The organism is Candidatus Neomarinimicrobiota bacterium, from assembly GCA_018647265.1.
Classification (GTDB): Bacteria; Fidelibacterota; Marinisomatia; order Marinisomatales; family TCS55; genus TCS55.
In genome coordinates this window covers 1-9823 of record JABGTK010000104.1, presented here as the reverse complement: position 1 = coordinate 9823, position 9823 = coordinate 1, and the positions used below count along the sequence as shown (strand labels likewise).

The following is a 9823-nucleotide window of genomic DNA, read 5'->3' as shown; positions in this document are numbered from 1 at the left end:
CCAAAGCTATATGTTTATCATATAATGGCGTTTTTTTCATGATGCTTCGAAATACTCTTTCAACTTTTTCATACCTTCATTGATATCTTCCACTGTAATGCCGGAATAGGCAAAACGAATGAAGAATTCAGTTTCTTCTAACAAGGGACGCCCAAAGTGTTCACGCGTGCAAAAAGATACATTTGAGTTTTCCAACGCTCCAATCTGGAGCTGCCCTATATTATCAAATCCTTTGCGCTTCATAATTTCAGACACGTTTGGAAAAAGGTAAAAGGTACTCCTCGGTGTTGGAATATTGATTCCGTCGATAGTATTCAGCCCAGCCACAGTGGCATCACGCCTTTCTCTCAAAGTATCCAGTATATTTTTCGCACCAGAGGGGTCACCAGTTATGGCTTCTGCCATGGCAGCTTGAATAAAATGTGTGGTACACGATTCCGCATTCACATTCAGTTTAGATATTATTTTAATAATCTTTTCAGGTCCAATAGCACCACCTACTCGCCAACCGGTCATGGCATATTTTTTTGAAAATGTATATAAGATAACTGTCCTCTCCTGCATTCCCGGAATAGATACAATCGACCTAGCTTCTCCTTCGTAAATCATTTCAAAGTAGGCATCATCGGCCAAAACCCAAAGATCATATTTAATCGCCAGCGCTGCTACCGCTTCCATCTCTTTCACAGAAGATTCAGCTGAAATTGGGTTTTGATAATTATTATAAATAATTGCCACGGTCTTTTCTGTAATGGACGCTTTTAAACGATCAATATCAATGTCAAAACCAGTGTCGGTTTGGATATAACTATAAGACACTGCGCAACCACCTTGGTATTCAATCTGTGATTCATAAATGGGATATCCGGGATTTGGGTATAAAATCTCATCTCCGGGATTCATTACAGCAGCAATAAATTTTCCAATTGTAGGTTTTCCGCCAGGTTGGATGGACACATTGTCCGGGCCATAGGATACACCTCTTCGCGTACCCACATCTATAGCCAACGCTTCTCTTAAGGGCAAAATGCCCTCTGATGGACAATATCCTGTCTTTCCATCACGAATGCCTTTTAAAGTTGCTTCAACAATATTCTCTGGCGTCGCCAAATTTATGTCACCCAAGTGAAAGGGATATACTTTATGACCTTTAGCGCCCCAAGCTCGAGCTTGCGCCGATACAGCAAATGCTGTTTCAGTTCCTAATTTTTTTATTTGGTCTGCGTATTTCATATTCTCCTCAAATCATTTTCGCTAATGCTTTTCGAATAATTTCTTCTAATCCACCAGATAAATCTCCGGCCATCTCCAAGTCTTTCAATGTTTTATTCACTTGCGCTTGCTTATACCCCAAAGATTGCAGCGCATTAATGGCATCTTTCACCATTAATGAATCTTCATCATCCGTGAATCCCAAATCGTCTTTACCATCAAAATCAGCTGCAAATTTTTCTTTCAACTCAACAATGATTCGTTTGGCTGTTTTCGCACCAATCCCCGGAATAACTGTAAGAGACTTCACATCCCCGGCAACGATGCGACTTTTAAATTCGTCAGGATTAGTGCCGGACAAAATATTCATGGCAGATCTCGGACCGATACCGCTAATAGTATTCAGATTCATAAATAGTGATCGCTCTGCATCGTCTTTAAATCCATATAAATCGAGAATATCCTCCTTCACATGGAGGTGCGTTAACAATGCCACAGCTTCGCCAATATTTGGCAAATTTTCATAAGCAGAGATTGATATGCGAATCCGAAAACGAATACCAACAATATCTATAATAGCTTCTGTGGGACTTTTGGCAAATAGCTTGCCTGAAATGGAATCCATTAAGCTCATATATATTTATTTTGGTTTATGTGACATAAGCCAATGGCTAAAGCATCAGAAACATCTAATGGTTTTGGCAATTCGTCCATCTTTAAAATTTGTTTTACCATGTATTGAACTTGTTTCTTATCGGCGGCACCATTCCCCACTACGGACTGTTTTACCTTCCTTGGCGCATAATCCACTGAGGGAATCCCATTGGAAGCTCCCGCCAATAACAAAACACCCCTAGCCTGGCCTAACAATAATGCAGATTTTACATTCTGACTAAAAAATGTATCCTCTATGGCCATGGCAATTGGTTCAAATTTTATTAATAATTCATTCATATGACTATTAAGATATTCCAATCGATTCGGTAAAGATTCTTTGGCCGGCGGTTTGATGGTGCCGTAAGCCACAACCCGAATATCGTTACCTTTGTAATCCAAGATACCAAAACCAGTTATGTTCAATCCTGGATCTACGCCGATTACTCTTTGTATTACTGCCACCGAAGTTTTGATGCACTTACAGGTTACAGGTCTGCTTCATCTAAATCAAAGTTAGAATAGAGATTTTGAATATCTTCATTCTCCTCTAAGCCTTCCATTAAAGTCATAAGACGGCCCACATCATTCCCTTCAACTTTTACGGTATTTTTCGGTACCATTTCTACAGCAGATGATGTTATTTCATATCCTTTGGCTGAAAGGGCATCGGAGACATTTACCGTTTCGGAAGGTACTGTGGTAATAATAAATTCTCCGTCATTATTGCTAAAGTCATCGGCGCCTACTTCGAGTGCTTCCTCGAAAACTGTATTTTCATCCAAACCGTCAGCAGAAAGAGAAATTTGGCCCTGTTTTTCAAACATCCAAGCAACAGAACCATTTTCACCCAAATTGCCACCGTGTTTATTCATGAGGTGGCGGATATCTGCTACAGTTCGTTTTTTATTATCTGTCAGAACTTCAAGGAAAATAGCCACTCCGCCGGGGCCGTAACCTTCGTAAGTGGACTCCTCATAAGTAACACCTTCCAGATCACCCGTTCCTTTTAGAATGGCACGGTTGATATTATCATTGGGCATATTGGCTGCTTTTGCAGTGGAAATTGCTTGGCGAAGTCGTGGATTTGCTTCAGGATCACCACCACCATCTCGGGCAGCAATCATTAATTCTTTAATTAGTTTTGTAAATATTTTTCCGCGCTTAGCATCAATTGCCGCTTTTTTGCGCTTGATCGTCGCCCATTTGCTATGTCCGGACATAAATTCCCTTGTAATGATAATAATTGAAACGCAAAATTACGACTATACAAACCGTATTCCCAACCTAGTGATTAAGAGAAATGGCACCTAAAACAACATCCATCACCGTAATGAAAGGCTTAGACTAAATGATTGATCAAGTTCGCATTGTTGAAGTCGGTCCAAGGGACGGACTCCAAAATATTTCACGATCCATTAGGACTGAGGATAAAGTTGCTTACATAAATATGCTCACAGATGCGGGATGTCCTGAGATTGAAGTTACCAGTTTTGTATCTCCAAAATGGGTACCCCAACTGTCGGATGCAACAAAAGTGTCATCCGACATTAATCGTAATGATGAAACTGTATATACGGCCCTTATTCCCAATCTCAAAGGACTTGAAGCTTCCCTAAAGTGCGGTTATAGTTCCGTCGCAATTTTTACTGCCGCCAGTGAAACTTTTTCACAAAAAAACACCAATTGCTCCATTGAAGAAAGCATTCGCCGAATTGAAGAAATGGTGCCATTATGTGAAGAAAACAACCTCCGCTTAAGAGGTTATATTTCCACTTGTTGGGTCTGCCCATATGAGGGTGATGTAGGTGCCCAAGCGGTCGTTAAAGTTGTGCAAGATCTATTGGATCTTGGGGTCCATGAAATATCTTTGGGAGATACGATTGGGAAAGCAACCCCTGAAGATGTGGAATATCTCTTGGAGATTATCCTCGATAATTGGCCGCCAGAAATTTTTGCCCTCCACATGCACGATACATTTAACATGGCGGCTGAGAATATTGCCGTTGGCCTCGGTATGGGTTTACGCATTTTAGATTCGAGTGCCGGCGGTGTGGGCGGATGCCCTTATGCCCCCGGCGCCAGTGGCAATATTGCCACCGAAACTGTGGCCCGCATCTGCAAAGAACAGGGGTTTGAAACGGGCATTGATCTTGATAAATTGAGGGTGGCTGGCACATTCATCCAATCCATCATTCAGCAATAAATTTCAATCGTACAAAAATCAGAAATACCCCATTATTAAATTTCCCATCTAAATCTTCCCCAAAAAGGGAAAGACTAAAAAGGGCTCCATAAATAATATGTCAATTATCAAAACACGCATTAAACCTGATTCCGATAAATTTAAATCCAACAATGAATATCATTCTGAATTGGCCAAAGACCTTGAGAGTCATCTTTCAGAAATCAAAAAAATGGGAGCGGCCAAACGGGTAGAGAAACATCAATCCAGAGGTAAACTCACAGCGCGTGACAGAATTGATAATCTCCGTGATCCGGATTCAACATTTTTAGAATTTTCAGCTTTTGCAGCCCATGACGTTTATGACGATTATGTCCCTGCCGCCGGGATTGTCACAGGCATTATTACTGTCCACGGTCGCCAGTGTGTTATTGTGGCCAACGATGCAACTGTTAAAGGTGGCACCTACTATCCCCTTACAGTTAAAAAACATTTACGGGCGCAAGAAATCGCATTGGAAAACCACCTCCCTTGTATCTATCTGGTGGATAGTGGCGGCGCATTTTTACCGAAACAAGATGAAGTGTTTCCCGACCGCGATCATTTCGGGCGTATCTTTTATAATCAGGCCCAAATGAGTGCAAAGGGTATTCCCCAAATTGCTTCCGTTATGGGCTCTTGTACAGCAGGAGGTGCCTACGTCCCTGCAATGAGTGACGAAGCGATTATAGTAAATAAAACGGGCACCATCTTTTTAGGCGGACCTCCATTGGTTAAGGCAGCCATCGGTGAGGATGCCACTGCAGAAGAATTGGGTGGCGCTAAGATGCATACCCAAATCAGCGGTGTTGCAGACCATTTTGCGAAAAATGATGATGAAGCATTGGAGATTGTTCGAAATATTATAAATCATTTTCCAAATGTTCCCGCTTCAAAGGTTGAATTTGAAGAACCTAAATATGATGCGGATGAAATTTTTGGTATCGTGTCCAAGAATCACCGCACCACATTTGATGTAAAGGAAATTATCGCACGAATAGTCGATGGTTCAGAATTTCAAGAATTTAAATCCGATTATGGAAAAACATTGGTAACCGGCTTTGCTAAGATTGAAGGACAGCCCTTGGGAATAATTGCCAACAATGGTGTCCTATTCAGTGAACCAGCCATTAAGGGTGCTCACTTTGTAGAACTATGTTGCCAGAGAAAACTACCATTACTTTTTTTACAAAACATCACAGGATTTATGGTAGGCACCAAAGCTGAACAAGGTGGTATTGCGAAAGATGGTGCCAAATTAGTTCAGGCAGTAGCATCGGCCAACGTACCGAAAATGACCATCATCATTGGCGGTAGTTTTGGTGCGGGGAATTATGCCATGAGTGGCCGCGCCTATCAGCCACGATTTTTATGGATGTGGCCCAATGCACGGATATCCGTCATGGGTGGAGAACAAGCAGCGGATGTATTGGCTACAGTAAAAAAAGATCAACATAAAGCTGAAGGTAAAGAATTGAGCGAAGACGAATGGGATGCAATCAGAAAACCCATTTTAGAAAAATATGAAAAAGAAGGTCATCCATATTATGCCAGTGCAAGATTGTGGGATGATGGTATAATCAGTCCATTAGAGACACGTACCATTTTAGGAAAAGCATTAAGAGCTGTAGGAAATGCACCTATTTCAGACCATCAATTCCCAGTATTTCGGATGTAATTATGAAATTCTTAAAACCCATATTTATCTTCTTTTTACCCATTTCCCTTTTCGCTCAAGCGGATACTGTTTCTTACGATCAAATCAAAATTATTCCCGGTTCAACTGTACCCGATTTTTCTGCATTGGATGACACTGAAGAAATTCGACAATTATCAAAATTAAAAGGGAAAAAGAATCTCGTCTTAATCTTTTTCCGTGGTTATTGGTGACCCCATTGCCGTCGGCAGTTAGCCGAATTATCTAAGATGGAACTTCCAAAAGATGCTGAAATATGGGCATTAAGTATTGAGCCATCCAAAACAAGCGGCGCCTTTAAAAAACGAAATGCAAAAAAGGGCCATCCCATCACCTTTCCCCTTCTATGGGATAAAGATCATAAGATTATTGATACTTTTGGACTCACGGATCCCCGTTATAAAGGTGGGAAACACGAAGGTATTCCTTACGCCAGTACCTTTGTTATAAATAAAGATAGAAAAGTTGTATTTGCTCACGTGGCACTTACATATTCGAAGCGGCCATCCAATGAGAAGATTCTTTTTGAATTGGCCAAATTGAACGATTGACAAAGCTTCAATCAAATTCCAAACTCTATATCGCCATGGTATTTGCCATGCTGATTTGGGGTATATCATGGCCAAATGCCAAGATTGCCGGCCGATACGCTGACCCAGAACTCCTCATGGCATGGCGATTCATTCTTGCCGCCATAACAATGATTCCCATTATGATGTATATGGGAATTAAAGCTGTTTTTCCAAAAAGATCACTGGCTTATGTAATTATCGCAGCTGTCTGTTTAGTGATATATAATTATAATTATTTTAAAGGTACCCAAATTGGCATGGCCGCCTTGGGCGGCGTTATCGTCCCCACCTTAAGCCCTTTGGTTACCTATTTACTTGTGCTACAGATCTTTAAACAAGACATTCATATTAAAGAAGCGATGGGGATAGGAATTGGAATTCTAGGAGGATTGACCCTACTCAGAGTATGGGAAATTAATCTACAAAATCTATTTGATTCGGGTAATATCTATTTCATCTTGGCGGCATTCCTCTGGGCCGGAGTAACTGTCGCATCCCAAAAAACAAAGGATGAACTCCACGTATTGAATTTCAGTTTATGGCTATATATCTTTTCCGCGATTATTGCTACACCATTCGTCCCCTGGGATGGATTTCTTTCTGTTTTTTCGTTCGATCGAATATTCTGGGTGAATTTTCTTCTAATTTCGGTAGGGTCACTAGGGTTTGGTACAACAATATTCCTGCTGACTGCAATGAAACTCGGATCTGAAAAAGCGTCCTCTTTTATGTATGTAGTACCCGTTAGCGCCATGGGATTTTCAGTCCTTTTGCTGGGAGAAACATTGCCATGGTCCACCATGCTTGGTGGTGGATTAGCCATTGTTGCTGTTTACTTGGTCAATCGGAAATAAGAGATCGGAGAGTATCTACTAAAGATTTAGGTGGTCGTTTTGGCTTCCCATCTTTATTTATAAATCCGTGAATCGTATGACCAGTGACCAATAAGTTATTATCGGATTTTCTATATACTTCATATTCTATTTTCATTCGAGATCGAGGTAGATCCTTAATCATGGTACGGACGATAATTTCATCTTCGAATTTGGCCCCCTCTTTATAATCACAAGTGGCTGATACGACGGGAAGATAATAACCTTCATTCTCTATTTTTGTTACAACCAGTCCAATGTTATTGAGGAGTTCGGTGCGTGCTTGTTCAAAATATTCGAAATAGCGAGCGTAATAGACCACGCCCATTTGGTCGATATCTTTATAATATATTTTGGTATGATAGTCGAAGGTGACCATCAGGATTCTGTATAAACACCCATTTTATCATAACGGTCAATGCGCCGTTCTAAGAAGGAATTAGGTTCAACATCTTTCAAATTGGCGATTTCTTCTAATAAAACATTTTTCAGGATTGTCGCCATTGCATCAAATTCACGATGAGCGCCACCAAGAGGCTCTTCAATAATTCGGTCGCAAATACCCATATTCATAAGGTCGTCAGGGGTAACTTTCATGGCATCGGCTGCCTCGGCCGCTTTAGCAGCATCCCGCCAGAGGATAGAGGCACAACCTTCAGGACTAATAACAGAATACCATGTATTTTCTAGCATGAGCATGCGATCACATACTCCAATTCCCAAAGCACCACCGCTGGCTCCTTCGCCAATTACGACAGAAATAATGGGTACTTTCATTTTCGACATTTCCCAAAGATTCTTCGCAATAGCTTCACCTTGTCCACGCTCTTCAGCCCCAAGTCCAGGATAGGCGCCCGGTGTATCAATCAAAGAAATAATGGGTAATCTAAATTTTTCCGCCAATTTCATAATTCGGAGTGCTTTTCGGTATCCTTCGGGACGCATCATGCCAAAATTGCGAAATAGATTTTCTTTGGTATTTCGGCCTTTTTGCTGTCCAATAATAACAACTTTTACACCATCAATCGTGCCCATGCCAGAAATGACTGCCGCATCATCACCAAAATAACGATCGCCGTGAAGTTCAATAAAATCCGGAGCGAGTGCATTAATATAATCCAATGAAAAGGGACGTTGCGGGTGGCGGGCCAATTGGACGCGTTGCCAGCGAGAAAGTCCTGAAAATATCTTTTTTAAGGACGATTCCCTTTTAGCCTTGAGTGTTGAAAGTTCAGAAGAATGGTCCGCTGAACTGTCATCGGCTTCAAGCTCGAGGATTTTCTGATCAATCGCCTGGATCGGCTTTTCAAATTCTAAGTAATAATCTGCCATAGTGTTTCAAAAATTGAAGTTGAATCTAAGTTGGTTATTCGCCCACTAAATACACGAAAAGGCACGAAAATAATATTAATATTTTTCGTGTATTTAGCATGTTTCGTGGGCGATTTTCCACATTATTTATTCCACCCAAATATACGCCAAATTCGCAATCGCCAAACCATCCACACCGCCTCGAACATAATAGACCGACTCATTTTCGATTCACCAATCGTCCTGTCAATAAAAATAATCGGATGCTCTTTCATTTTAAAGCCCTTGATCCATGCACGGAAATTCATCTCAATTTGGAAGGAATACCCAGACGATTTCACATTATCCAATTCAATAGCTTCAAGCACTTTTTTCGACCAAACTTTGTAACCACCCGTGGCATCCTTCAACGGCATCCCTGTAGCAATACGTGAATATAGATTGGCCCCATAACTCATGACTAGTCTGCGGATGGGCCAATTCACAACACTGACACCTTGGATATAGCGACTACCGATTACCATGTCAAATTCGCTTAAATATTGCGCCATTTGTGGAATATCCATGGGGTCGTGGGACATGTCTGCATCCATCTGAACGATAACATCATAATCCCTTTTTAAAGCCCATTTAAAACCATATATGTATGCTTTTCCAAGACCATCCTTTTTAACTCTAGTCTCCAAGTGGAGATTGGGAAATCTGGACTGTAGCTCTCTAACGATATCGCCAGTTCCGTCGGGAGAACTATCATCAACAATGAGCAAATGATAATTTGGATCAATAGTGAATACATGCTCAATGAGTGTGGCCACATTTTTGCGCTCATTATAAGTGGGTGATATGATTAGTGTTTTCATCTGGACAATTGCTTACGGATTTCCATTAAACAAGTTTCAACAGATTTAGGGACGATTCCCAGCGCTGATTCAATTTTTTCAGTTTTCAATCCGCTCTTTAAAGGACGTGGCGCAGGTTGGTTCAATTCTGCCGTGGAGATGGGCTTTATAAGTGCATCATTTAGGTCGAAGACATTTGCGATCAATTGGGCAAACTCGTAGCGGTTCATCAGCCCTTTATCACCATAGTGATAAAGGCCAAGTGCCTCTTTGTTAATAATGACCCCAATAACCGTAGCCAAAGATTCCGTCCATGTGGGATTATTCCATTGATCGTTCACCACATTAATTTGCTTTCCATCAGTGAGAGAATCCACGACCCATTTTACAAAACTGGCTTGCGTACGCTTCGTATAACTATAAACCACATTAGCCCTGAGGAT

At 41.1% G+C, this 9823-nt stretch carries 13 protein-coding genes; 5 read left to right on the top strand and 8 right to left on the bottom strand.

The features are described from left to right. Positions 1-36: 36 nt before the first annotated feature. The 4 genes from HN459_06030 to HN459_06015 are packed head-to-tail and all read right to left on the bottom strand — an operon-like array spanning position 37 to position 3089. Positions 37-1233, bottom strand: coding sequence for an aminotransferase class I/II-fold pyridoxal phosphate-dependent enzyme (locus HN459_06030; protein ID MBT3479007.1), 1197 nt, complete (start codon positions 1231-1233; stop codon positions 37-39). Positions 1234-1240: 7 nt separating this feature from the next. Next, entirely contained in the window at positions 1241-1846 is a 606-nt protein-coding gene (gene ruvA / locus HN459_06025) for a Holliday junction branch migration protein RuvA (protein MBT3479006.1), read from the bottom strand. Next, entirely contained in the window at positions 1843-2322 is a 480-nt protein-coding gene (gene ruvC / locus HN459_06020; GenBank protein ID MBT3479005.1) for a crossover junction endodeoxyribonuclease RuvC, read from the bottom strand. The genes ruvA and ruvC overlap by 4 nt, the downstream gene beginning before the upstream one ends. 32 nt (positions 2323-2354) lie before the next feature. Further along, positions 2355-3089 (bottom strand): YebC/PmpR family DNA-binding transcriptional regulator, encoded by a 735-nt coding sequence (locus HN459_06015; GenBank protein ID MBT3479004.1) that lies wholly within the window; start codon positions 3087-3089, stop codon positions 2355-2357. 128 nt (positions 3090-3217) lie between these two features. Here HN459_06015 and HN459_06010 point away from each other — a divergent pair, with 128 nt between their 5' ends. From HN459_06010 to HN459_05990, 5 genes are all read left to right on the top strand, one after another. Then, a complete protein-coding gene (locus HN459_06010) occupies positions 3218-4072 on the top strand; it encodes a hydroxymethylglutaryl-CoA lyase (protein ID MBT3479003.1) in 855 nt (284 codons plus the stop codon). A 97-nt stretch (positions 4073-4169) separates the two neighbouring features. Further along, positions 4170-5768, top strand: a complete 1599-nt coding sequence (locus HN459_06005) for a methylcrotonoyl-CoA carboxylase (protein ID MBT3479002.1) — start codon at positions 4170-4172, stop codon at positions 5766-5768. A 2-nt stretch (positions 5769-5770) separates the two neighbouring features. Next, entirely contained in the window at positions 5771-5980 is a 210-nt protein-coding gene (locus HN459_06000) for a hypothetical protein (GenBank protein ID MBT3479001.1), read from the top strand. 36 nt (positions 5981-6016) lie between these two features. Next, positions 6017-6337, top strand: a complete 321-nt coding sequence (locus HN459_05995; protein MBT3479000.1) for a redoxin domain-containing protein — start codon at positions 6017-6019, stop codon at positions 6335-6337. Next, on the top strand, positions 6334-7212 hold the full coding sequence (locus tag HN459_05990; GenBank protein MBT3478999.1) for a DMT family transporter: 879 nt from the start codon (positions 6334-6336) through the stop codon (positions 7210-7212). The genes HN459_05995 and HN459_05990 overlap by 4 nt, the downstream gene beginning before the upstream one ends. Here the strand turns inward: HN459_05990 and HN459_05985 are convergent. The 4 genes from HN459_05985 to HN459_05970 form a co-directional block, all read right to left on the bottom strand. Next, positions 7199-7609 (bottom strand): acyl-CoA thioesterase, encoded by a 411-nt coding sequence (locus HN459_05985; protein ID MBT3478998.1) that lies wholly within the window; start codon positions 7607-7609, stop codon positions 7199-7201. The two genes, HN459_05990 and HN459_05985, sit on opposite strands and share 14 nt — an antisense overlap. Continuing rightward, on the bottom strand, positions 7609-8562 hold the full coding sequence (locus tag HN459_05980; protein MBT3478997.1) for an acetyl-CoA carboxylase carboxyltransferase subunit alpha: 954 nt from the start codon (positions 8560-8562) through the stop codon (positions 7609-7611). The genes HN459_05985 and HN459_05980 overlap by 1 nt, the downstream gene beginning before the upstream one ends. A 122-nt stretch (positions 8563-8684) precedes the next feature. Further along, complete coding sequence (locus HN459_05975) at positions 8685-9401, bottom strand: polyprenol monophosphomannose synthase (protein MBT3478996.1); 717 nt, start codon at positions 9399-9401, stop codon at positions 8685-8687. Continuing rightward, on the bottom strand, positions 9398-9823 hold a 426-nt coding region (locus HN459_05970; GenBank protein MBT3478995.1), incomplete at its 5' end, for a sugar nucleotide-binding protein. The genes HN459_05970 and HN459_05975, both read right to left, overlap by 4 nt.

Excerpts from the sequence above, each read along its gene's own strand:
- ruvA (MBT3479006.1), bottom strand. The coding sequence starts at position 1,846 with ATGAGCTTAATGGATTCCATTTCAGGCAAGCTATTTGCCAAAAGTCCC.
- HN459_06030 (MBT3479007.1), bottom strand. The coding sequence starts at position 1,233 with ATGAAATACGCAGACCAAATAAAAAAATTAGGAACTGAAACAGCATTT.
- HN459_06015 (MBT3479004.1), bottom strand. The coding sequence starts at position 3,089 with ATGTCCGGACATAGCAAATGGGCGACGATCAAGCGCAAAAAAGCGGCA.
- HN459_05985 (MBT3478998.1), bottom strand. The coding sequence starts at position 7,609 with ATGGTCACCTTCGACTATCATACCAAAATATATTATAAAGATATCGAC.
- HN459_06010 (MBT3479003.1), top strand. The coding sequence starts at position 3,218 with ATGATTGATCAAGTTCGCATTGTTGAAGTCGGTCCAAGGGACGGACTC.
- HN459_05975 (MBT3478996.1), bottom strand. The coding sequence starts at position 9,401 with ATGAAAACACTAATCATATCACCCACTTATAATGAGCGCAAAAATGTG.
- HN459_06000 (MBT3479001.1), top strand. The coding sequence starts at position 5,771 with ATGAAATTCTTAAAACCCATATTTATCTTCTTTTTACCCATTTCCCTT.
- HN459_05995 (MBT3479000.1), top strand. The coding sequence starts at position 6,017 with ATGGAACTTCCAAAAGATGCTGAAATATGGGCATTAAGTATTGAGCCA.
- HN459_06005 (MBT3479002.1), top strand. The coding sequence starts at position 4,170 with ATGTCAATTATCAAAACACGCATTAAACCTGATTCCGATAAATTTAAA.
- HN459_05980 (MBT3478997.1), bottom strand. The coding sequence starts at position 8,562 with ATGGCAGATTATTACTTAGAATTTGAAAAGCCGATCCAGGCGATTGAT.